Raw genomic sequence first — 21,737 nt, 5'->3', positions numbered from 1 at the left:
GGCGCACCACAGCTTGGGCAATCGGTTTTAAAAAAGGCGTTTTTTCCATATAGCGTCAATATTTCAGTTTAAGCAGCACAAGGTTTAAGGCCGTCTGAAAACGGATTGAATATGCTTTCAGACGGCCTTATAGATTTTATTGTTCAACCGCTGGTTGTATATCGTCCAGTATACCTTCGCCACGTTGTGCAACCGTCCAAACAGCCCTTTCTGCCACCAACTCCCTGCACAAGATTTCCTTCACTTTTTCCAATTTCATACCGCCGCAAATAAATGCGTCAATGGCGGCAAAACGGTGTTCCGGCCAAGTGTGGATACTGATGTGGGACTCGGCGAGCAGTAAAACTCCGGTTACGCCGCCTACGCCACCGAATGTGTGGAAGTGTTCGGTTAATATGGTGGCTTCTGCTGCCTGTGCGGCAGCTACCAAAGCGGTTTTCAGACGGCCTTCATCTTTTAAGATGGCTTTATCGCAGCCATATAAGTCCAATAGACCATGATTACCGGGGGCATGGGTCATTTATGGCCTCCGGAATAGCCACTGCCGCCATAATAACCGCCGGAGTGCATACGTGAGCCGTCGGAGTCGGAAGAGCCGTAGCTGATGATCATGGAGATGATGATGATAATGGTGCTGAAAATGATATAAGTGGCTCTCGACATGATTAATCCTCGTCCCCGTCTTCTTTGCCCATAGTCCACAGCAACCAGGCTCCTATAATGACCACGAAGGGGTCGGCAGAATTGCCGTCCATCATAAGGGCGGGAAGGTTGACGACAACCAAGATGGCGGTCATGATGATTCTCAGTGATTTATCAATACCGTCTGCCGCCATTTTTGCGGTGTAATGCAGTGCGCGGCTGCTCAGACTAAATGCCTCGGCAATTTCGCTGTAATCAACCGGCACGCTTTTGCTCCATGCCATTTCGTGAGTGTTCAATTCGGCAGAAAGTTTTCGGTTTTGTCCGTCGCGGTAGTCGCTGTAATAGTTCAAATCGCCGCTGCGGATGCGCCAGTAGAACGCGCCGGCCGCGACTTCGACTTTGCCGCCGTAGTCGTAAAGTTTGCCGCAGCCTTGCGGTTGGCGGTTTCGGTCGAGTCGCGGCCATGTGTTTTGGGTTTGGGAAAGGCTCCAGCCGTCATCTGATTCGACCAGCCACAGGAAACCTTGCGTCGGGTTGTAAAGCAGATATTCCAACCATTGGCCCTCGGGCGTGAGCGTGCGGTTGGCGCCGCTGAACAGGTTGTCGAATGTTTCCTGTGCGTCGGTTTCGGCGTATATGACCGCTCCCATAACGTAAAATTCGCGTTTTTTTAGACGACCTTTCGAACCGATGGGCAGGGTAAACAGGCTTTGCTGCGCCGTGCGCATGGCGTTGGCAGTAATGAGTTCCGCTTTATCTTTGCCGACTGTCAATTCGCTGCTGCAGCTTGGGCAGTTGAGATGGGAGGTGAGGCCGTTGACCCAGTGGACGGACGAGCCGCAGTTGGGGCAGTTCTCAGAGGCGATGCTGCCTTTCAGACGGCCTGCGCTTTCTTTAATTTCATCTTCGTGGCGCTTGTTTTCCAGCTTCAAATCATCTAGGTTTACCATCCGACCGAAGAAGGCTTCGGGTGTTGTGTTGTTGTAATCGAGCGTGATGAAAAGGTTTTCGCAACGCCAGTCGGAAACCCGATTTTCTGTATCCTCTTTCAAAACAAACGGCAATTCGCCCTGCGCGGCGGCGCGTTTCAAACTGATTTTGCGAACATCCGAGGCAATATAGTGCTTATCTTGAAAAGTCAGCTCGCTAAATCCGGCTCGCGTGTCTTCAAATTTCGGCGGATTATCGACTTCGACCGGCATGGTCATCACATACAAATCGCCCGCCTCAGAAAGCCACCCGGCCCTGCCGTCGTCAAATAGCGCATACCATTCATTCCACGCACCATCGTCGTATTGCACCTGAAGCCGTCCGACCAAGGTAAAGCGTTGCGCGACAAATGTGCCGCTGGTTCCGATTTGCAGCGGACTAAAATCTTCCAGCAATGCGGAATCGCGGCCGGAGTCGACAACGCCGTTATCTTGCCGCACCAGCATGCTGTTGCAATAGCCGCACACCAGCGTCACAGCAGAAGCAGAATGCGCTTCGACAGGTGCGCCGCAGCTTGGGCAGTCGGTTTTGAAGAAAGGAGTTTGAGACATGGGTTTGCTTTTTCAGAATGGATTGGAATGTTTCAGACGGCCTTAACGTTTATATCAACTGGTTTTATCAATAATTTCAGATTAGAAACAAACCAAATCGCCGAACAGACTCAATCAAATGATTCAAAAGGCCGTCTGAAACCTTTTCACAGAAGCAGCTCAACGCTTCTTTGAATGATATTTTTCAGACGGCCTTCAATTTGTCAACCAATCAACTGTTTCAACACTTCAACCTTGGCCTTATCAAAATCTTCTTGCGAAATCAAACCGCCATCCAGCAAAGACTTGAGTTTCACCAATTTCGCCTGCGGATCTTCGGTAGCCGGCTGAGCATTTTGCTGAGCCTGTTGCACATTCGGCTGCATCATGCCAGACATGGCACCCGCCATCGCCTGACCAATACCGGCACCCACGCCCAAGCCTGCACCGATTCCGGCAAGTCCGCCTTCATTTTGTGCCGCAAGCGGGATGGATTCGGCGGTTTGATATTGGGTGTAGCGTCCCAAATCGCCGATAACGCCCATCGAAATTTTCTTATCCAACGCAGCCTGAATAGACGCAGGCAAGGTAATGCTCTCAACAGTGAAGTTTTCCAACGCCAAACCCAGCTTGGCAAATTCCGCACCAAGCAACTCGCCGATTTTTTGCGACAGTAAAACTTGGTTCGCCGCCATATCCAAGAATGGGATACCGGAGCTGCCAAACGCGGCCGCCAATTGGGTGACTGCAATATTGCGCAGCTGGTTTTCCAAGTCTACGCCGCTGTATTGCGCCGCCACGCCGCTGACTTCTTTGAAGAATTTTGCCGGATCGCTGATGCGGTAAGAATACATACCGAACGAACGCAGTTGCACCGCGCCAAATTCGGCATCGCGCACGGTAACAGGTTGGGACGTACCCCATTTTCGTGCGAGCTGTTGTTTGGTATTGAAAAAGTAAACATCCGATTTAAACGGGGATTCAAAAAGCTTGTCCCAGTTTTTCAAGTTGGTCAGCACTGGCAGCGTTTGCGTATTGAGCGTGTAACGCCCCGGCCCAAACACGTCGGCGGTTACGCCTTCATCGACAAACATCGCCATCTGCGCCTCACGCACAGTCAGGCTCGCACCGTTTTGGATCTCCTCATCGGCAATCGGAAAACGCCACATCAACAGGCTGTCATCGGGATTCGGCCATTGAATGACGTCGATAAACTGTTTCTTGATAAAGTTGAACATTTCAGTTCCTTATAAAATAAATCGGGATACAAAATTCAAGGTATGGGTATTCAAGTCAAGCAAGCCGCATTCAAAATGCCGATCGAGATGGACACTGCACCAAGCAACGCGCCGACGGCGACATTGTTGCCGATAAGTTCTGCGGTAGCGCCTTTAATCATCATTGTCGCAGCGAAATAGACAAAAATCTGAATCACGGCTGCGGCAAGTCCCCACAGGATAAAATCGATGAAGCTGACGCTGTGGGCAATACTTGAGGCAAGCGTCAGACAGAAACCAATCAATGCGCCGCCAAATGACAAGGCGCAGGCAAGGTTGCCGTTTTTAATCAGGCGCAATTCTTCAGCGGGGGTAATCCGCAGATATACGGCACCGAAAACGACAGTCATGGCGACACCTGCCAACATATATTGCAGGTAAAGCAGATATTGGGACAGAGAAATACTCACGATAAGATTCCTTGGTTTGCAATAAAGTGATTATGCCATATTCTTGAAGCTAAACCCTTCGGAAAATATGGCATTTTTAGAAGCGCTTCAGGCCGTCTGAAAGGGTCTGATTTTTTAATTCATGTTTTATTGTGATAATTGTTGACGATTTTTGTATATTTATGTAACTATTACGCACCGATATTTAGTTAGAGAAAAGAGGAGAATATGAGCATACTCGCCGCTATCCGCCCTAAAGAGCCTTTGCGCCATCTGCGCTGGTTTGACATGCTGATTGTTACCGCCATCCTGTTCGGTCAATTTGCCTACCGTTCTACCCAACTTTATATTGCCAGCCTGATGCCGCAAGTGGAAACGGCCGCAGTTACCGAAGAAGTACGTGATACTGCGGTAACCGGTGTGGCTTATTCGGAAAACATGAACCTGCAGTTGACGCTGCTTGCTATTGCTTTGATTTACCTCATTATCCGCCGTTTCGACTTCAAACAGTTGCCGATTCGCTTTAATTTAGGCGTATTGTTTTGGACGCCTGTGATTTTTATCCTGATGGGTCTGACCGCCGATGCGGTAACTTCATTAAGCGGCGGCTACAATTATTTCACTACTGAAATCTTCCAATACATCAAGCCATTATCCATTTTCGACAAATTCGCCGCCCTTGCGCCGATGGCCATCCTCTACGGCCTTTTAAACGGCTTTTACGAAGAATTCTGCTTCCTCGGCCTTTTAACCTGCGTGGAAGACAAATACAAATGGCAGGTATTGGCCTATTCGACCTTGGTGCGCGTCTCCTTCCATACTTACCAAGGCATGCTTTGGGCGACCGTTATCGGCGTTGTTTTCGGCTTGATGTACTACTTCTTCTACAAATACAAAGTCAAAAACCTGTTGCCGTTTTTCCTGGTTCACGCCTTGGCAGATATCTTCGGTTCCGGCTTCATCTATTTGATTTGCGCTTAATGGCAATAGTTGAATGAATAAACAAGGCCGTCTGAAACATCATTTTTCAGACGGCCTTTTATCATCTATCGGTTTACTTAATCAAAGTAATTGCCACATCCGCATCTTCGGTTGCAACTGCCTCAATTACTGCATCGCCGCCAAACCGCAACACCGAGCCTGCGCCGACCGTATGTTTTTCAGTCTGATTTAACGTCACGTCAAAGCTTCCCTTTCCAACAGCAAAAATCAGCGTTTTAAAACCCGGATGATCGTGCGGCTTAATCTGCTCCCCTTTCTTCATGTCTTTCTTAACGACCATGTAATTTTCGCCGCTGAAAATTTTACCGTTTTCGGAAGAAACCTCTCCCAAAGGCGCGGCAGAAACGGTAACGGAAAACAAAGCAGACAACAAAATAGCAGAAATATTGGAAACTTTCATGGCAAGCCTATTCTTAAAATAGGGCTTCCATTCTATAAAAACCCACTTTATTATTCAATAATAATTCTTATTTTCTAATAAAAAGGCCGTCTGAAACCCAACGATATTGTTCAGACGGCCTGATTGACCTGTATAATATTTTCTTATTAAGAAAATCGCTTTACATACCCATCAAATGGAAACCGTCAGAAAAGATCCGCTCGGCTCGGCATGGGCGGTTATTGCCGCACTCAGCTTTACCGTCATGAACCTCTCCGTCAAAGCCGCCTCTACACATTTCGGCTTTTCCAGCGGCGAGCTGGTCTTTTGGCGCATGCTGGTCTCCACCCTGTTCTTAGGCATCATGGCCAAAGTGCAAGGCAACACATTTTCCACGCCGCATTGGAAAACACATCTCAACCGCAGCGTCATCGGCACGCTTGCCATGATGTGCACGCTTTATTCCGTCATACATCTGCCGCTGGCAACAGGCGTCACGCTCAACTACACCTCCTCCATCTGGCTTGCCATCTTTTCATTTTTCATTTTAAAAGAACGAATTACGCTTTATACCCAAGCCATTTTGGTTATGGGCTTTATCGGCGTTATCCTGTTGCTCAATCCATCTTTTCAAGGCGGACAGGAATTTGCCGCACTGGTCAGTTTGGCAGGCGGCGCCATGTCAGGCTGGGCGTATTTGCAAGTGCGCGAACTCTCGCTTTTGGGCGAACCGGGCTGGCGCGTGGTGTTTTATCTGTCGCTTACCGGCCTGATTATGTCCGCTATTTGGAGCTGCTTTACCGGCTGGCATCCGCTGACCGTGTCTTCCCTGCCCTATCTGGCCGGCATCGGCATCTCCGCCATGATTGCCCAACTTGCCATGACCCGCGCCTACAAGGTCGGCAAGAAATTTACCGTTGCCTCGCTTTCCTACCTGACCGTCGTTTTCTCCGCCCTGTCCGGCGTACTGCTTTTCGGCGATAAAATCACTTGGCAGGAAGCTGCCGGCATGGTTATCATTGTTGCAGGCGGCGTGTTCAGCAGTTTTACTCCGGCCTCAATCAAAAAATTTCTGATGAAGCAATAATTTAACAAGGAGAACACCATGATTTCCATCCGCGAACAATCTTACGGCTTAAACGTAGCGCTGTACAACGAGTTCACTTTGGACGATTTCCGCCAATTGGAAGAAGCCTTGTTGGCTGCAAAACAAAAAGTTCATCTGCCCGACATCCTGTTGGACTTGTCCATGCTGAAAGACTTCACCATCGATATGGCGGTCGAGCAAATCAAATTCCTCAACCAACACGAAACCGACTTCGGCCGCGTTGCCGTCATTACCGACGACATCTGGATCAAACTCGGTGCGCGCCTGTCCAGCCTCTTGACCAACCAACATCCCAAATATTTCAGCGACGCTGCCGAAGCACAAGCTTGGTTGTTGGCAAGCAATTTAAAATAAAAACAAGGCCGTCTGAACGCATTACTTGAGCAAATTCAAAACCGCTTAGACTCAAAATCAACGGTATCACAATATTTTTTAAAGCATAAAAAAGGCCGTCTGAAACCTTGCAACCCGCAAAGTTTCAGACGGCCTTTCATCGTTTTTATTCAAAAACTTACATGACATTCAATACATCAATGCCCAACAACTCCAAGCCTTGTTTCAGCGTGTCGCCGGTCAGCTTCGCCAGTTGCAGGCGGCTGTTGCGGGTTGCGCCTTCTGATTTCAGGATTGGGCAGGCTTCGTAGAAGCGGCTGAACAAGGTAGCAATTTGATAGAGGTAGGCAGCAAGGTAGTGCGGATACGCAGTATCTGCCACGCTTTGCAGTACGTCTTCAAATTTCAACAGCTCGGCAGCCAGTTGTTTTTCCAAAGGTTCGGTCAAAACGGTTGGCGCAGTTGCGTCCCATTCGCCTGCTTTGCGGAACACGCTTTGCACACGGGTATAGGCGTATTGCAGGTAAGGAGCGGTGTTGCCTTCAAACGAGAGCATAGCGTCCCAGTCGAACACATAATCGCTGGTGCGGTTTTTGCTCAAATCGGCATATTTGACCGCGCCGATGCCGACGGTTTTACCGATTTTTGCCGCCTCATCCGCGCCCAATTCGGGATTTTTCTCTTTCACCAAAGCCGTAGCGCGTTCGACGGCTTCGGTCAGCAGGTCAACCAGTTTCACGGTGTCGCCGCTGCGCGTTTTGAACGGTTTGCCGTCTTTGCCCATCATCGTGCCGAAGCCGACAAATGCCGCGCCGACGTTTTCCGGCAGATAGCCTGCTTTACGGGAAGTGGTAAAGAGTTGTTCGAAGTGCAGGGCTTGGCGATGGTCGACGACGTACAGCAGGCGGTCGGCATGAAGCGTGCCGACACGGTAGCGTAAACACGCCAAGTCGGTGGAAGCATAAAGGAAGCCGCCGCCTTGTTTTTGCACGATAAATGCGGCGGGTTCGCCTTCTTTGTTTTTGAACTCGTCCAAGAATACGACTTTTGCGCCGTCGTCTTCGACCGCCAGACCTTTTTGAACCAAATCATCGACCACGGGCTGCAAATCGTCGTTGTACTTCGATTCGCCCGCCACGTCTTCGGGGCGCAGCTTCAAGCCCAACGTGTCGTAAACGGCTTGAGCATGCGAGAGCGAAATATCGACAAACTGTTTCCACAACGCCAACACGGTTTCATCGCCGCCTTGCAGCTTCACAACGTATTCGCGCGCGGTGTCGGCAAAGGCAGGGTCTTCGTCAAAGCGCACTTTGGCGGCGCGGTAAAACTGCTCCAAATCCGCCAGCTCGAAGGCGGCGTTGTCTTTTTGCTGCTCAACCAAATAAGCGACCAACATGCCGAACTGCGTACCCCAGTCGCCGACGTGGTTTTGGCGGATGACGGTGTTGCCCATAAATTCCAATACGCGCGAAATGCTGTCGCCGATGATGCTGGAACGCAGATGGCCGACGTGCATTTCTTTGGCCAGATTGGGCGAGGAATAGTCGATGACGACAGTTTGCGGTTTGTCGGTTTTTGCCACACCGAAACGCGCGTCGTTCAAGGCCGTCTGAATGTTTTGGGCGAGGAATTCAGGGCGCAGGCGCAGGTTGATAAAGCCCGGGCCGGCCACTTCCGCGCTTTCAATCACAGCGTTGTCGGCTAAGGCTTCGGCCACCTTTTGCGCCAACTCGCGCGGATTTTGTTTGGCTTTTTTCGCCGCACCCATCACGCCGTTGATTTGGAAATCGCCGAAGTCGGGATTTTTCGCCGCTTGCAATACGACGGGGCTGTCGGACAAACCGGCAGCGGCAAAGGCTGCTTGGGCTTCACGTTCGACGGTTTGGTATAAATTCATGTTGTCGGTCTCTATCAATTCAAATCAGGCGGTATTTTAAAAGAATTTCGGGCTTTAAAACAGGGCAAGCTGCAATACTTTTCCAGCGGCTTGTTATATGATTACATTCTGATTCAACGATTTTGCTGTAAAGGCCGTCTGAAAGGAAAAGCCATGAACCCCAAAAATACGCTTTGTCTGATTGTCGATATTCAAGAACGCCTGCTGCCCGCCCTTTCCGGCGTGGACGAAATGTTGGAACGCTGCCGCCTGCTGATTCAAGGTTTGACGGCTTTGGGCGTACCCTTTGCCGTAACCGAACAATATCCGAAAGGTTTGGGCAACACCGTATCCGCCGTATCGCTGCTGTTGCCCGAAGGCACGCCTGTTGTCGAGAAAACCCGATTCTCGGCTTTTTTGCCCGAAATTCGGGAAATCTTACGCAAAAACGACATCAAACACATTATTTTGGTGGGTGCGGAAGCGCATATCTGTATGCTTCAGACGGCCTTGGATTTGAAGGCGCAAGGTTACGCCGTATCCCTGCCTTTTGAATGCACCACCTCGCGCACAACGACCAACCGCGACAATGGGTTGGCGCAAATGAGCCGTCAGGGCATTATCATTTCCAATGTCGAAAGTATCTTGTTCCAACTGCTCGGCGATGCCAAACATCCGGCCTTTAAGACTATCTCCAAACTGATTCAATAACAGGCCGTCTGAAATGCAATACACCATCCGCCCTGCCCTGCGCCAAGACTTGCCCGCCATCGTCGATATTTACAACAGCACCGTGGCCACGCGCCAATCCACCGCAGATTTGTCGCCGACCACGGTTGCCGAGCGTGAAATATGGTTTGCCGCGCACACGGACAAACGCCCGATCTACGCCCTTTACGATACCGACGGCACCGTATTGGCCTGGGGCAGTTTCAGCGACTACCATCCGCGCTACGCCTACCACATCAGCGCGGAAGTCAGCATTTATGTCCGCCACGATATGCGCGGCGCAGGTGTGGGCAAAATCCTGTTGCGGAATATGCTCGAACGCGCGCCGTCCTTAGACATCCGCAACGTCATCGCGCTTGTGTTCGGCCACAACTATCCGAGCCTGAACCTGTTTCACCGTTTTGGTTTTGAAGAATGGGGGCGGCTGCCGCAAGTCTGCGATTTAGAAACCATGTTGGCAGACGTGGTGATTTTGGGCAAAAGGATTGTCGATTGATTACGACAAAGGCCGTCTGAAAACTGAATTCAGACGGCCTTTTTTACGGCAAAACCTTTATTCCGGTTTCTTCGCCAGCATGGTGACGAATTTAAACTGAATCGGATTGCCGAATTCGTCTTTCGCGTGCATCGAACCCAGCTCTTCCTTGTATTCCACCAATTCCCAATCCTTATAGTATTCGCGCAGCTCTCCCTCGCCGAACTTGAATGGGAACGGCATCGGGCAAGGGAAATCTTCCGTATCCATCGCAGAAACGATCAGGTTGTAGCCGCCGGGGTTGGTATGTTCCTTCATATTGGCAATCACATCAGGAACGTAACGCGGCATCAGGAACATAAACACCACGGTCGCCACCATATAATCGAAGTTTTCCTGAATATTGGCGGCATTGAGGTCGTATTCAAACGCGCGGACATTCAGTTCTTCGATACGCGCCAGCTCTTCCACGTTTTGAACCGCGTTCGGATTATTATCGACAGCGGTAACGTCAAAACCTTTCAAACCCAGATACAGCGCATTGCGGCCCTGACCGCAGCCCATATCCAAAACCTTGCCGACGGGCACGATGCCCTCGGCGGCGCGGACGGCCGAATGTGTCGCGCTCATGCCGTATTTCTTATTGAAATAATCCACCGCCTCGCAGTAAAACGACAGTTGGATTTCCGTATCTTGCGTTTGCGGCGCGATAAAGTGCCATGCTTGCGGATGGATAATCCAATCATCGCTTTCAGGCGTCAGCTCGTGCGTGGCCATAATATTGCCCGCCTCGTCCACTTCGTTGAAGTTCAGACGGCCTTGGAGGACATTGAGGCAGCCCCAAGTACCGGCGGCGGTATTGTGTTTGGACAACAAGGCTTCGGGAATCTCATCCGCCGTCCACACCGGCATCTGTTTGTAACAAAACAATTCTTGCTGTTCGCTCATCATGTTTCCTTTCTATTTTGACGGTTTCAACACAGCTTCTGCCAAAGCTTTCTGAATGGCAATCACGCTCTTGTCGCTTTTAAACTGCAAGGTTTCGGTCGGCGCCTCGCCGGAAGAAACCCAAATCTTCAGCTCGGCATCCAAATCGAAATGACCCGAGGTTTCCACCGAAAAGCGCGATACGGAACGATACGGAATCGAACGGTAAGACACTTTCTTGCCTGTCAAACCCTGTTTGTCCACCAACACCAGCCGATATTCGGTAAACACAATCAAATCGCGCACCAGGCTGAATGCCATTTTTACCTGTTCGCCATCAATCAGGATATTCGCCAAATCGCGTTCCACCGCATCGGCGTCTTTTTGCGAAGCATTGCCCAAAAGGCCGCTGAACAATCCCATATCTGCCTGCTTTCTATACGAGTGATAAGTGCAGGGTATTTTACACGCGCAAACCGTATTTGCCGATATTTCAGACGGCCTTATGTTATGATACCGCCTTATTCGACAAAGACATGCCCATGGATAAACCCGTTTACCTCTACACAGACGGCGCATGCAAAGGCAACCCCGGCGCAGGCGGCTGGGGGGTATTTATGCGCTACGGCACACACGAAAAAGAACTGTTCGGCGGCGAAGCCGAAACCACCAACAACCGCATGGAGCTGACCGCCGTTATCGAAGGACTGAAATCCTTAAAACGCCGCTGCCAAGTCGTCATCTGCACCGACTCGCAATACGTCAAAAACGGCATGGAAAGCTGGATACACGGCTGGAAAAAAAACGGCTGGAAAACCGCCGCCAAAAAACCGGTCAAAAACGATGATTTATGGAAAGAGCTGGATAGTCTGGTTCAACAGCACGATGTCCGCTGGACTTGGGTAAAAGGCCACGCCGGACACCCTGAAAACGAAAAAGCCGACGAGCTCGCCAATCAGGGGGCGGCAAAATTTTTATAACACTGCATCCATGAATGTACTCAAACATCTCAAGCCGTTGTTTTGGATTGCCGTCATTGCATTGATTTGTGTGACCACTATAAGAGTGCCGAAGAATGTGCCGACTTAATCACGCCCGCCTATTTATTTTGGTGGTTTATACCTAAACCGTGGCTGTTCACATTCATCACGCTGACTGCTATTTACCTCATTCTAAAAATCCTGACGGCAATCACCCGATTCCTATTCAGACTGAAAAAGAGAAAACCATGACCTGCCCCATCTGCACTGCCGACAACGAAGACATTTTGCTGCAAACCCAAAACCTGCGCGTGATTGCCGTCCACAACGAAGCCGGCGCACCGGCATTCTGCCGCGTTATTTGGAATGACCATGTTTCCGAGATGACCGACCTTTCCCCTGCCGAACGCAACGAAATCATGGAAATGGTGTATCAGGTTGAAGCCGCAATGCGCCAAGTCTTCCGCCCGGCCAAAATCAATCTGGCCAGCCTCGGCAATGTTGTGCCCCACCTGCATTGGCACGTCATCGCCCGTTTTGAAAACGACGCCAACTTCCCCGCGCCGATTTGGGCCGCGCCCGTCCGCGAACACGGCATGACCTTGCCCGAAAACTGGCCGGAACAAATCAAAAACTTAATCGCTTAAACTTTCAGCCAAGTTCAGGCCGTCTGAACATATAACGAAAGGAAAACCTCAATGAACTCCACCACGCGCCGCCATTTCCTGCGTACCTGCTCTGTCGCAGCAGGTGCAGGGTTGTTGCAAGCCTGCGGCACAGGCACGACAACCACGCCGCAAACCAAAACCACTTCCACCACCGCGAAAGCCAAAACCGTGCAACCTAAGCAACCCCATCCGCCACGTTCCGGTGACAACCTCCTGCGCGTTGTTGCGCCGTCAGGCTTCGCCGAAGACCCCAACCGCGTGACCACCGGCCTGACCCGCCTCTACAATGCAGGCTTTACCGTAACCAACCAACAGGCAGGTAGCCGCCGTTACCAACGCTTTGCCGGCAGCGATGCCCAACGTGCCGCAGACTTCCAAGACGTTGCCAGCGGCCGCGTCGAAACGCCTAAAGTCTTGATGGGCCTACGCGGCGGCTACGGCGCGGCACGCATCCTGCCGCAAATCGACTTTGCCTCACTCGGTGCCAGAATGCGCGAACGCGGCACATTGTTCTTCGGTTTCAGCGACGTGTGCGCCGTCCAACTCGCCCTATTAGCCAAAGGCAATATGATGAGCTTTGCCGGCCCGATGGTATACAGCGAATTTGGCAAAGCAGACCCCAGCGTCTTTACCATGGATTCCTTTATCCGCGGCACGACCAACAATGTCAACATCGTTGATGTCCCAACCATCCAACGCGCCGATATCAACGTCGAAGGCACATTGTGGGGCGGCAACCTCAGCGTGCTCGCCTCCCTCGCCGGTACGCCTTACATGCCCGATATTCAAGGCGGCATCCTCTTTATCGAAGATGTCGGCGAGCAACCCTACCGCATCGAGCGCATGCTCAATACGCTTTATCTGTCAGGTGTTTTGCAAAAACAACGCGCCATCATCTTCGGCGATTTCCGCATGGGCACCATCCGCGACGTGTACGACTCCAGCTACGACTTCTCCGCCGTCGTCAACCACATTTCGCGCACCGCCAAAATTCCTGTATTGACCGGCTTCCCATTCGGCCACATCACCAACAAAATCACTTTCCCCTTGGGCGCGCATGCCAAAGTCCGCAGTACCGGCAACGGCGGTTATTCCGTCACCTTCAACGGCTATCCTACGCTGAACCCGTCCGCACTGACACTCGACAACCTGCTGCCGCCTCCTGTTCCGACTTACGACAATACTATCTACCGCGACAGCATTACTGAAGAAGTCACCGAATAAGGCTTGTTCAAATCAAAAGGCCGTCTGAAACCCAGTTTCAGACGGCCTTTTTATATCTTCATCTTAACCGTAACGTCGTTGGAAATCTTTCATAAAGTCAGCCAACGCGTTCACACCTTCAAGCGGCATCGCATTGTAAATGCTGGCACGCATACCGCCGACGGTTTTATAACCCTTAAGCAGGCACAAGCCCTGCAACTCGGCTTCCAACACAAAGCGGTGATCCAAGTCTTCGCTTGCGGTTTTGAAGACCACATTCATCTTGGATCGCGCATCAGGATGAATATCGTTGATGTAAAAACCGCCGCTGCCGTCTATCGCCTCGTACAAGGTTTGCGCCTTTATCCGATTGACCGCTTCAATTTTTTTCACACCGCCCTGCGTTTGCAGCCAGCGGAACACCAAACCCGACATATAAACCGCGTAAGTGGAAGGCGTGTTGTACATACCGTCGCGGTTGATGTGCGAACGGTAGTTGAACACATCGGGAATATCGTTCGGACAACGTTCCAGCAAATCCTCGCGGATAATGACCACGGTCGCACCGGCAGGGCCGATATTTTTTTGCGCGCCGGCATAAATCAAGCCGTAATCGGATACATCAAACTCACGCGACAAAATCTCGCTCGACATATCGCACACCAGCGGCGGCAGGCCGTCTGAAAGTTTGGGGACGTTTTGATACTGCAAGCCGTTTACGGTTTCATTAATCGCAAAATGAACAAACGCAGAATTCGGGTTGACATCCCAATCCTCCACCGCAGGCAGGTTTTTATAGGCATATTGCCCGCCCCCGTGCGCCGCCAAACGGATTTCCGTATCGGTCAGCCGCCCCATCTGCTCGTAGGCGATGCGGCTCCAGTTGCCCGTTACCACCGCGTCGGCAGTGCTGAAACCGCGTGCCAGATTCAGAACCGCCATATTGAATTGCGTGGTCGCACCGCCCTGTAAAAACAGGATTTTATAGTTGGACGGAATATTCAAAAGCTGGCGCAAGTCTTGTTCGGCATGATGCAGAATACTCAAAAACATATCCGAACGGTGGCTCATCGCCATCACGGGGAAACCCGTACCGTTGTAGTCGAGCATTTCCTGTTGCGCGGTACGCAATACCGCTTCCGGCAATACGGCAGGACCTGCGGAAAAATTGTAAATCGGGTGTGCGGACATGGCGGCCTTCTTTCTTATTCGGTGGGTATGAAGAAATTGTAGAACCGCCTTGCACATTGTGCAAGCACGAAAAATCAGGAAATACAAGGCCGTCTGAAAACAAAGCAATACCAATTCTTTGTTTTACAAAATAATTTCAGAAACGCCACATCAAAACTTGTCAACAATTTCCTTTTCAGACGGCCTCACTCTTCCACCTTCCATTTAAGCAATCACTTCAAAAAATCCACGCCAAATCAACACTTTTCTTTTATCTTGAAAACAGTTATAATAGGATAATTTTTCAAATCACACGAAAAATGGCCGCGCGGCCATTTTTTTGTTTATGTACTTCTGGAGAAGCATGGATATTCAAAGCATTCTTGATAAAACCCTGCCCGGCTTGGGCTACGAGCTGGTCGATTTCGAACTGACCGCACAAGGCGATTTGCGCGTTTTCATCGATAAAGAAGGCGGCATCACCGTCGAAGACTGCGCCACTGTCAGCAACCATCTGAGCCGCGTGTTTATGGTTGAAGACATCGACTACAAACGTTTGGAAATCTCCAGCCCGGGTCTTGACCGTCCGCTGAAAAAAGCCGCCGACTTCGTGCGCTTTGCCGGCCAGAACGCCAAAATCAAAACACGCCTGCCGATTGATGGTCAGAAAAACTTCATCGGCCGCATCGAATCTTGCGAAAACGACATCGTTACCGTCTCTTTCGACGGCAAGACCGCCCAAATCGAATTGAGCAACATCGACAAAGCCCGTTTGCGCCCCAAATTTAAATTTTAAAAACCGATTACTTGGAGATTCTAGAAAATGAGTCGCGAAATGTTACAGCTGGCCGAAGCGCTGGCAAGTGAAAAAAACGTTGAAACGGAAGTCGTATTCAAAGCCCTTGAATTCGCCCTCTCTACTGCTGCCAAGAAAAAAGCCGACCGCGAGCACATGGACGTGCGCGTTGAAATCGACCGCGATACCGGCGAATACCAAACCTTCCGCCGCTGGCTGATTGTTGCCGATGAAGACTACACCTACCCCGACGTAGAAAAAACCATCGAGGAAATCCAAGAAGAAATTCCCGGCACTACCATCCAAATCGGCGAATACTACGAAGAGCAGCTGCCAAACGAAGGCTTCGGCCGCCAAGCCGCACAAACTGCCAAACAAATCATCCTGCAACGCATCCGTGATGCAGAGCGCGAGCAAAACCTGAACGAGTTCCTCGCTTCTAAAGAAGACATCGTTTCCGGTACGGTAAAACGCGTTGAGCGCCACGGCATCATCGTTGAAGTCGTCGCAGGCAAACTTGACGCACTGATTCCGCGCGAAGAAATGATTCCGCGCGAAAACTTCCGCAGCGGCGACCGCATCCGCGCCCTCTTCCTGCGTGTGGACGAAATCGGCAATACCGGCCGCAAACAAGTCATTTTGAGCCGTACCAGCGGCGACTTCTTGGCCAAACTCTACGCCAACGAAGTACCTGAAATTGCAGACGGCCTGTTGGAAATCCGCGAAGTAGCACGCGACCCCGGCCAACGCGCCAAAGTTGCCGTTAAAGCCAACGACCAACGCATCGACCCGCAAGGTACTTGTATCGGCGTGCGCGGTTCCCGTGTTAACGCCGTGAGCAACGAATTGTCCGGCGAACGCATCGACATCGTATTGTGGTCTCCTGAGCCAGCCCAATTCGTGATGAATGCGCTGTCTCCTGCCGAAGTGAGCCGCATCGTGATTGACGAAGACAAACACGCCGTTGACGTGATTGTTGATGAAAACCAACTGGCGCTAGCCATCGGCCGCGGCGGTCAAAACGTCCGTTTGGCTTCCATCCTGACCGGCTGGCAGCTGAACATCATGACCGTTGAAGAAGCAGACGAGCGCAATGCCGCCGAAGACGCGGTTATCCGCAACCTCTTCACCACCCACTTGAACATCGACGACGAAACCGCCGATATCTTGGTGGAAGAAGGCTTTGCCACTTTGGAAGAAGTTGCTTACGTTCCAGCGGCAGAATTGCTCTCGATTGACGGTTTTGACGAAGAAATCGTTGAAACCCTGCGCAACCGCGCACGCGATGCGATCCTGACCATTACCATCGCCGCAGAAGAAAAACTGGGTGAAGTGTCTGAAGACATGCGCAATTTGGACGGTGTAGATTCCGATATGTTGCGCAAACTTGCCGAAGCCGGCGTGACCCAACGCGATGATCTGGCCGAGTTGTCTGTTGACGAATTGGTCGAAATTACCGGTGTTGACGAAGAAGAAGCCAAAAAAGTAATTTTGGCTGCACGCGAACACTGGTTTACTGAAGAAAACAACTAAGGGGGTACTGAATGAGTAATACAACCGTAGCGCAATTTGCCGCCGAACTAAACCGCCCCGTCGATGATTTGCTTAAACAATTGAAAGAAGCCGGGGTCAACAAAAACAGCGGCAATGACAGCATAACCACTGACGACAAACAACTGTTGACTGCTTATCTGCAAAAGAAAAACGGCAGCAACAGCGGCATCATCAGCATCCGCCGCAAAAAAACCGAAGTCAGCACCGTTGACGGCGTAAAAGTGGAAACTCGCCGCCGCAGCCGTGCCGTTACCATTCCTTCTTCCGAAGAATTGGCAGCGGAAGCCAAAGCCAAAGTAGCAGCGGAAAACCAAAAGGCCGAAGCAGAAAAAGCAGCCGCCCAAGCAGCCGAAGAAAAAGCCAAAGCTGCTGCAAAAGCCGAAGCCCGCGCCAAAGCAGAGGCCGAAGCAGCCAGACTGAAAGCAGCCAAAGCGGAAGGCAAACCTGCCGAAGCCAAAAAAGAAGAAGCCAAACCGGTTGAAACCGTAGAAGCCAAGGCCGAAGCAAAAGTTGAAGCTAAAGCAGACAACAAGCCGTCTGAAAAATCCGTTGAAGCTGAAAAACCAGCAGAAGCCAAAAAACCTGCCAAAGCCAAACAAGACAAAGGCAGCAAAGGCAAAGAAGCGAAAAAGGCAGCCAAACCTGCCGCTCCTGCCGTACCGCAACCTGTCGTCAGCGTGGAAGAACAGGCTCAACGCGATGAAGAAGCCCGTCGTGCCGCCGCCCTGCGTGCGCATCAAGAAGCCTTGTTGAAAGAAAAACAAGAGCGTCAGGCGCGCCGCGAAGCCATAAAACAACAGGCCGAGAAAGACTCAAAACCTACGAAAGAAGCCAAATCAGGCGAACGCAATAAACCTGCTGAGAAAGCCAAAGCAGCATCCGGCGAAGGCAAATCCGAACACAACGCTCGCGGTAAAAAAGAAGACCGTCGTGAGCGTGATGAAGACATTCAAGGCCACAATGCTAAAGGCAAAGGCGGCAAAGGTGGTCGCGACCGCAACAATGCCCGCAACGGCGACGACGAGCGCGTACGCGTCGGCAAAAAAGGCAAAAAACTCAAACTCGAGCCGAACCAGCACGCCTTCCAAGCGCCGACCGAACCTGTCGTACACGAGGTTTTAGTTCCCGAAACCATTACCGTTGCCGATTTGGCGCACAAAATGGCGGTCAAAGGCGTGGAAGTGGTCAAAGCCCTGATGAAGATGGGCATGATGGTAACCATCAACCAATCCATCGACCAAGACACCGCCCTGATCGTGGTGGAAGAACTCGGCCATATCGGCAAACCTGCCGCCGCCGACGACCCTGAAGCATTCTTGGATGAAGGCGTTGAAGCGGTGGAAGCCGAAGCATTGCCGCGTCCGCCGGTGGTTACCGTGATGGGGCACGTCGACCACGGTAAAACCTCGCTGCTGGACTACATCCGCCGCGCCAAAGTGGTGCAGGGCGAAGCGGGCGGCATTACGCAGCACATCGGCGCGTACCACGTCAAAACGCCGCGCGGCGTGATTACCTTCTTGGATACTCCGGGTCACGAAGCGTTTACCGCTATGCGCGCCCGCGGCGCGAAAGCGACCGACATCGTGATTCTCGTGGTTGCCGCAGACGACGGCGTGATGCCGCACACCATCGAGGCGATTGCCCACGCCAAAGCCGCGGGCGTACCGATGGTGGTTGCCGTCAACAAAATCGATAAAGAAGCCGCCAACCCTGAGCGTATTCGCCAAGAGCTGACTGCGCACGAAGTCGTGCCTGACGAATGGGGTGGCGATGTACAGTTTATCGACGTTTCCGCTAAAAAAGGCCTGAACATCGATGCATTGCTCGAAGCCGTCTTGCTCGAAGCCGAAGTTTTGGAACTGACTGCCCCTGTCGATGCACCTGCCAAAGGCATCATCGTTGAGGCGCGTTTGGACAAAGGCCGCGGCGCGGTTGCCACATTGCTGGTTCAAAGCGGTACGCTGAAAAAAGGCGATATGCTGCTGGCCGGTACCGCGTTCGGCAAAATCCGCGCGATGGTCGATGAAAACGGCAAAGCCATCAATGAAGCCGGCCCGTCCATCCCCGTCGAAATCCTCGGCTTGTCCGACGTACCGAACGCAGGCGAAGACGCGATGGTGTTGGCGGACGAGAAAAAAGCGCGCGAAATCGCCCTCTTCCGCCAAGGCAAATACCGCGACGTGCGCCTTGCCAAACAGCAGGCGGCGAAGCTGGAAAATATGTTCAACAATATGGGCGAAACCCAAGCCCAATCTTTGTCGGTCATCATCAAGGCAGACGTGCAAGGTTCTTACGAGGCTTTGGCGGGCAGCCTGAAAAAACTGTCCACAGACGAAGTGAAAGTGAACGTATTGCACAGCGGCGTGGGCGGCATTACCGAATCGGATGTCAACTTGGCCATCGCGTCCGGGGCGTTCATTATCGGCTTTAACGTGCGTGCTGCCTCTTCGCGCAAACTTGCCGAAAATGAAAACGTGGAAATCCGCTACTACAACATCATCTACGATGCCATCGACGACGTGAAGGCGGCGATGAGCGGTATGCTTTCCCCGGAAGAGAAAGAGCAAGTAACCGGTACGGTCGAAATCCGTCAGGTCATCTCCGTTTCCAAGGTCGGCAACATTGCAGGCTGTATGGTTACCGACGGCGTGGTCAAACGCGATTCCCATGTCCGCCTCATCCGCAACAACGTGGTCATCCACACGGGCGAACTGGCTTCGTTGAAACGCTATAAAGACGACGTAAAAGAAGTCCGCATGGGCTTCGAGTGCGGTCTGATGCTCAAAGGCTACAACGAAATCATGGAAGGCGACCAACTGGAATGCTTCGACATCGTCGAAGTGGCCCGTACTCTGTAATCAGACAGGCCGTCTGAAAAATCAGAAGCAGGTTTTGCAATGCGAAACCTGCTTCTTTTTTCAGACGGCCTTTTTACAACCATTCATAGTTTGAAACTATTGAAATTGATGTGTGGTATATAAGCCGCACAAGGCAAAGCCATTTGGCAAAAGAATTGGCGGCAAACTAAGCCTGATGAAGCTCCCTATATATTGTCATATCTTAACGTTTCTGTTGTTTTTATCAAATTTCGGCACTAGTATATACAGCCTAAACACAATACAAATTAAGCAATACCGACCATATGCCGGATACGTTTACTTCCTTGTTACTCTCATCAATATCTAAAGAAAATATCATGACAATCGAAAAAGCAATGCGCATCCGCAATGCGCAATTTGAATTACGACATTTAGAGCAATTACAGCCATCTCCCCTTGCACAAGCAACAACAGGCACGTCGGAAGATGACGTTTATTACGTAACCCTCAGTGACGATATAATCATTGAAAACCCAAATAGCGGCGATGATACGGTTTGCAGCAACGTCAGCTATACCCTTCCAAACCACGTTAAAAACCTTGTTTTGACCGGTACGGCCAATATTTTTGCCGCCGGCAACAACAGCCATAACATCCTGACCGGTAACGAAGGCCGCAACCGCCTCAACAGCGGTCGCGGTGATGATACCGTTTACGGCATGGGTGGCAACGACAACCTCAACGGCGGCGACGGCAACGATTATCTGGATGGTGGCGACGGTAACGATGCCATCAACGGTGATGCAGGCGACGACATTTTGGTGGGCGGCAAGGGGAAAGACATTCTGAAAGGCGAAGCCGGAAACGATACCTATTCCCTTATACTTCCCCACTCAACAAATAAACAAACCGAAGAGGTAAACCAGCATGAGTTTTATGTGCAGTAAAAAATGGTACGACCATATCAGCAGCATCGTTATCGAGTACGCCGAAAGTTTCAACCAATACCTTTCGGGTAAAGGCGATCCTGATATTGCAAACAGTCTTTCATATATTGACGAGCGCAAAGGCTCCCCCTTTGCAGCCATGTCGATTCTGGAACAGCCGGTGTATGCGGCCTGCGCCCACGCATTGTGGGCGGAGCGCGACCTGCCCAAATTCAAGCGCTATGCCTACCAACTGGGCAAGCTCGAAATCTTAAGCAGCATGGGTTGGAGTGCCCCCGAGCCGTTTTTCCTGTGTGCCGAAACCCCCAATGTGGCCAACCCGCTGTTTGTGATGCTGATGAGCGACAGCCCGAAAATCCGCTCCTTCCTGCTGCGCAATATCGATTTAATCAGCAACGATACCGAAGAGTTTGCCGACCGCTACGATTTGAACCGCCAGTTGAAGTACAACACCCTGCTGATGCTGGAAGGCACACAGTTGGAACGCTTGGAACGGCGCAGCCTGAATGTGCTCGAAAACCACCAGCAAAATAAATGGCTGCAACTGCGGCGCGAAGACTTCCTCTTCTTCCTGGCCTTCGCCCGCCAAGATCCTGCTGCTATGCGGCAGGCGCTCGATCCTTTGTTTGAGAAAAAACGCGCCCGTCAGGCAGCTAAAGAAACCCTCAGCTATTTCGATTTCTTCTTGCAGCCGCAAATTGTGATGTACGCCAAAATCGCCGCCATCCACGGTTTTGATTTGGGCATCGACCATGAAATCGCGCCCAAAGAAGCCATTGCCTATGCGCCACTGCCTGAGGACGAATACCAAGATCCCTTCGACTTTATGCGCGCCTACGATTTGGACTTCCCCTACGAATACCTGCAAAACTGGGTGGATTACTACACCGGCCAAACAGATACTTTGGGTTTGCCGCCGCTTGCGAATGACGAATAGAGT

22 protein-coding genes and 1 pseudogene are annotated in these 21,737 nt (G+C 51.3%); 13 read left to right on the top strand and 10 right to left on the bottom strand.

From position 1 onward, the window contains the following. Positions 1-136 precede the first annotated feature (136 nt). From speD to FAH67_RS01295, 5 genes are all read right to left on the bottom strand, one after another. The gene (gene speD, locus FAH67_RS01315; protein ID WP_003678708.1) at positions 137-520 is read right to left on the bottom strand and encodes an adenosylmethionine decarboxylase; all 384 of its coding nucleotides are present in this window, start codon (positions 518-520) and stop codon (positions 137-139) included. Next, positions 517-663, bottom strand: a complete 147-nt coding sequence (locus tag FAH67_RS11455) for a hypothetical protein (RefSeq protein ID WP_003678710.1) — start codon at positions 661-663, stop codon at positions 517-519. Before FAH67_RS11455 ends, speD begins: the two co-directional genes overlap by 4 nt. 2 nt (positions 664-665) lie before the next feature. Beyond that, positions 666-2,186, bottom strand: coding sequence for a DUF4178 domain-containing protein (locus FAH67_RS01310; protein WP_172459140.1), 1,521 nt, complete (start codon positions 2,184-2,186; stop codon positions 666-668). Positions 2,187-2,389: 203 nt separating this feature from the next. After that, positions 2,390-3,403 (bottom strand): SPFH domain-containing protein, encoded by a 1,014-nt coding sequence (locus tag FAH67_RS01300; RefSeq protein WP_003678715.1) that lies wholly within the window; start codon positions 3,401-3,403, stop codon positions 2,390-2,392. A gap of 50 nt (positions 3,404-3,453) precedes the next feature. Further along, positions 3,454-3,852, bottom strand: coding sequence for a DUF350 domain-containing protein (locus tag FAH67_RS01295; protein ID WP_039863452.1), 399 nt, complete (start codon positions 3,850-3,852; stop codon positions 3,454-3,456). A 207-nt stretch (positions 3,853-4,059) separates the two neighbouring features. Here FAH67_RS01295 and FAH67_RS01290 point away from each other — a divergent pair, with 207 nt between their 5' ends. Continuing rightward, positions 4,060-4,812 carry a CPBP family glutamic-type intramembrane protease gene (locus tag FAH67_RS01290; protein ID WP_003678717.1) on the top strand — a complete coding sequence of 251 codons (753 nt, stop codon included), beginning with the start codon at positions 4,060-4,062 and terminating at the stop codon, positions 4,810-4,812. A 73-nt stretch (positions 4,813-4,885) separates the two neighbouring features. Here the strand turns inward: FAH67_RS01290 and FAH67_RS01285 are convergent, their stop codons facing one another. After that, complete coding sequence (locus FAH67_RS01285; protein ID WP_003678718.1) at positions 4,886-5,233, bottom strand: cupin domain-containing protein; 348 nt, start codon at positions 5,231-5,233, stop codon at positions 4,886-4,888. A gap of 175 nt (positions 5,234-5,408) precedes the next feature. Here FAH67_RS01285 and FAH67_RS01280 point away from each other — a divergent pair, with 175 nt between their 5' ends. Then, the gene (locus FAH67_RS01280; protein WP_003678719.1) at positions 5,409-6,299 is read left to right on the top strand and encodes a DMT family transporter; all 891 of its coding nucleotides are present in this window, start codon (positions 5,409-5,411) and stop codon (positions 6,297-6,299) included. An 18-nt stretch (positions 6,300-6,317) separates the two neighbouring features. Next, entirely contained in the window at positions 6,318-6,674 is a 357-nt protein-coding gene (locus FAH67_RS01275) for a SpoIIAA family protein (RefSeq protein WP_003678720.1), read from the top strand. Between the two features lie 157 nt (positions 6,675-6,831). Here FAH67_RS01275 and argS read toward each other — a convergent pair whose 3' ends face one another. Then, the gene (argS, locus tag FAH67_RS01270; RefSeq protein ID WP_003678721.1) at positions 6,832-8,550 is read right to left on the bottom strand and encodes an arginine--tRNA ligase; all 1,719 of its coding nucleotides are present in this window, start codon (positions 8,548-8,550) and stop codon (positions 6,832-6,834) included. A gap of 153 nt (positions 8,551-8,703) precedes the next feature. On the opposite strand from argS, the gene FAH67_RS01265 reads away from it, so the two are divergent. Beyond that, positions 8,704-9,240 carry an isochorismatase family protein gene (locus tag FAH67_RS01265; RefSeq protein ID WP_003678723.1) on the top strand — a complete coding sequence of 179 codons (537 nt, stop codon included), beginning with the start codon at positions 8,704-8,706 and terminating at the stop codon, positions 9,238-9,240. Between the two features lie 13 nt (positions 9,241-9,253). Continuing rightward, complete coding sequence (locus FAH67_RS01260) at positions 9,254-9,754, top strand: GNAT family N-acetyltransferase (protein ID WP_003678727.1); 501 nt, start codon at positions 9,254-9,256, stop codon at positions 9,752-9,754. Between the two features lie 57 nt (positions 9,755-9,811). Here the strand turns inward: FAH67_RS01260 and tehB are convergent, their stop codons facing one another. Continuing rightward, positions 9,812-10,681: an SAM-dependent methyltransferase TehB gene (tehB, locus tag FAH67_RS01255; RefSeq protein WP_039863453.1), complete on the bottom strand. Its 870-nt coding sequence runs from the start codon at positions 10,679-10,681 to the stop codon at positions 9,812-9,814. Between the two features lie 12 nt (positions 10,682-10,693). After that, positions 10,694-11,083: a PH domain-containing protein gene (locus tag FAH67_RS01250; protein WP_003678731.1), complete on the bottom strand. Its 390-nt coding sequence runs from the start codon at positions 11,081-11,083 to the stop codon at positions 10,694-10,696. A 119-nt stretch (positions 11,084-11,202) separates the two neighbouring features. Between FAH67_RS01250 and rnhA the strand changes: the two genes are divergently transcribed. The 3 genes from rnhA to FAH67_RS01230 all read left to right on the top strand — a co-directional run bounded on the left by rnhA (position 11,203) and on the right by FAH67_RS01230 (position 13,532). Next, the gene (gene rnhA, locus FAH67_RS01245) at positions 11,203-11,640 is read left to right on the top strand and encodes a ribonuclease HI (RefSeq protein ID WP_039863454.1); all 438 of its coding nucleotides are present in this window, start codon (positions 11,203-11,205) and stop codon (positions 11,638-11,640) included. 248 nt (positions 11,641-11,888) lie between these two features. Continuing rightward, positions 11,889-12,287 carry an HIT family protein gene (locus tag FAH67_RS01235; protein ID WP_039863455.1) on the top strand — a complete coding sequence of 133 codons (399 nt, stop codon included), beginning with the start codon at positions 11,889-11,891 and terminating at the stop codon, positions 12,285-12,287. Positions 12,288-12,338: 51 nt separating this feature from the next. After that, entirely contained in the window at positions 12,339-13,532 is a 1,194-nt protein-coding gene (locus FAH67_RS01230) for an LD-carboxypeptidase (protein WP_003678737.1), read from the top strand. Between the two features lie 63 nt (positions 13,533-13,595). Here FAH67_RS01230 and serC read toward each other — a convergent pair whose 3' ends face one another. Next, a complete protein-coding gene (gene serC / locus FAH67_RS01225) occupies positions 13,596-14,702 on the bottom strand; it encodes a phosphoserine transaminase (RefSeq protein ID WP_039863456.1) in 1,107 nt (368 codons plus the stop codon). A 343-nt stretch (positions 14,703-15,045) separates the two neighbouring features. Here serC and rimP point away from each other — a divergent pair, with 343 nt between their 5' ends. The 5 genes and pseudogenes from rimP (at position 15,046) to FAH67_RS01200 (ending at position 21,734) form a co-directional block, all read left to right on the top strand. Beyond that, entirely contained in the window at positions 15,046-15,477 is a 432-nt protein-coding gene (rimP, locus tag FAH67_RS01220) for a ribosome maturation factor RimP (protein WP_003678740.1), read from the top strand. Positions 15,478-15,504: 27 nt separating this feature from the next. Further along, on the top strand, positions 15,505-17,010 hold the full coding sequence (nusA, locus tag FAH67_RS01215) for a transcription termination factor NusA (RefSeq protein ID WP_003678742.1): 1,506 nt from the start codon (positions 15,505-15,507) through the stop codon (positions 17,008-17,010). Between the two features lie 11 nt (positions 17,011-17,021). Further along, on the top strand, positions 17,022-19,889 hold the full coding sequence (infB, locus tag FAH67_RS01210) for a translation initiation factor IF-2 (protein WP_115287601.1): 2,868 nt from the start codon (positions 17,022-17,024) through the stop codon (positions 19,887-19,889). A 338-nt stretch (positions 19,890-20,227) separates the two neighbouring features. After that, positions 20,228-20,725 (top strand): annotated as a pseudogene (locus tag FAH67_RS01205) (calcium-binding protein); the annotation flags it as partial. 52 nt (positions 20,726-20,777) lie between these two features. Beyond that, a complete protein-coding gene (locus FAH67_RS01200) occupies positions 20,778-21,734 on the top strand; it encodes an immunity 49 family protein (protein WP_039863457.1) in 957 nt (318 codons plus the stop codon). The last annotated feature ends 3 nt before the right edge of the window (positions 21,735-21,737 follow it).

Source organism: Neisseria flavescens (genome assembly GCF_005221285.1).
GTDB classification, from domain to species: Bacteria; Pseudomonadota; Gammaproteobacteria; order Burkholderiales; family Neisseriaceae; genus Neisseria; species Neisseria flavescens.
Note: the sequence above shows the minus strand (reverse complement) of the source record. Positions and strands in the feature narration are given on the sequence as shown.

Excerpts from the sequence above, each read along its gene's own strand:
- FAH67_RS01300 (WP_003678715.1), bottom strand. The coding sequence starts at position 3,403 with ATGTTCAACTTTATCAAGAAACAGTTTATCGACGTCATTCAATGGCCG.
- FAH67_RS11455 (WP_003678710.1), bottom strand. The coding sequence starts at position 663 with ATGTCGAGAGCCACTTATATCATTTTCAGCACCATTATCATCATCATC.
- rimP (WP_003678740.1), top strand. The coding sequence starts at position 15,046 with ATGGATATTCAAAGCATTCTTGATAAAACCCTGCCCGGCTTGGGCTAC.
- FAH67_RS01285 (WP_003678718.1), bottom strand. The coding sequence starts at position 5,233 with ATGAAAGTTTCCAATATTTCTGCTATTTTGTTGTCTGCTTTGTTTTCC.
- FAH67_RS01200 (WP_039863457.1), top strand. The coding sequence starts at position 20,778 with ATGAGTTTTATGTGCAGTAAAAAATGGTACGACCATATCAGCAGCATC.
- nusA (WP_003678742.1), top strand. The coding sequence starts at position 15,505 with ATGAGTCGCGAAATGTTACAGCTGGCCGAAGCGCTGGCAAGTGAAAAA.
- FAH67_RS01235 (WP_039863455.1), top strand. The coding sequence starts at position 11,889 with ATGACCTGCCCCATCTGCACTGCCGACAACGAAGACATTTTGCTGCAA.
- FAH67_RS01280 (WP_003678719.1), top strand. The coding sequence starts at position 5,409 with ATGGAAACCGTCAGAAAAGATCCGCTCGGCTCGGCATGGGCGGTTATT.
- tehB (WP_039863453.1), bottom strand. The coding sequence starts at position 10,681 with ATGAGCGAACAGCAAGAATTGTTTTGTTACAAACAGATGCCGGTGTGG.
- argS (WP_003678721.1), bottom strand. The coding sequence starts at position 8,550 with ATGAATTTATACCAAACCGTCGAACGTGAAGCCCAAGCAGCCTTTGCC.
- infB (WP_115287601.1), top strand. The coding sequence starts at position 17,022 with ATGAGTAATACAACCGTAGCGCAATTTGCCGCCGAACTAAACCGCCCC.
- FAH67_RS01230 (WP_003678737.1), top strand. The coding sequence starts at position 12,339 with ATGAACTCCACCACGCGCCGCCATTTCCTGCGTACCTGCTCTGTCGCA.
- FAH67_RS01250 (WP_003678731.1), bottom strand. The coding sequence starts at position 11,083 with ATGGGATTGTTCAGCGGCCTTTTGGGCAATGCTTCGCAAAAAGACGCC.
- serC (WP_039863456.1), bottom strand. The coding sequence starts at position 14,702 with ATGTCCGCACACCCGATTTACAATTTTTCCGCAGGTCCTGCCGTATTG.
- speD (WP_003678708.1), bottom strand. The coding sequence starts at position 520 with ATGACCCATGCCCCCGGTAATCATGGTCTATTGGACTTATATGGCTGC.
- FAH67_RS01275 (WP_003678720.1), top strand. The coding sequence starts at position 6,318 with ATGATTTCCATCCGCGAACAATCTTACGGCTTAAACGTAGCGCTGTAC.
- rnhA (WP_039863454.1), top strand. The coding sequence starts at position 11,203 with ATGGATAAACCCGTTTACCTCTACACAGACGGCGCATGCAAAGGCAAC.
- FAH67_RS01310 (WP_172459140.1), bottom strand. The coding sequence starts at position 2,186 with ATGTCTCAAACTCCTTTCTTCAAAACCGACTGCCCAAGCTGCGGCGCA.
- FAH67_RS01260 (WP_003678727.1), top strand. The coding sequence starts at position 9,254 with ATGCAATACACCATCCGCCCTGCCCTGCGCCAAGACTTGCCCGCCATC.
- FAH67_RS01265 (WP_003678723.1), top strand. The coding sequence starts at position 8,704 with ATGAACCCCAAAAATACGCTTTGTCTGATTGTCGATATTCAAGAACGC.
- FAH67_RS01290 (WP_003678717.1), top strand. The coding sequence starts at position 4,060 with ATGAGCATACTCGCCGCTATCCGCCCTAAAGAGCCTTTGCGCCATCTG.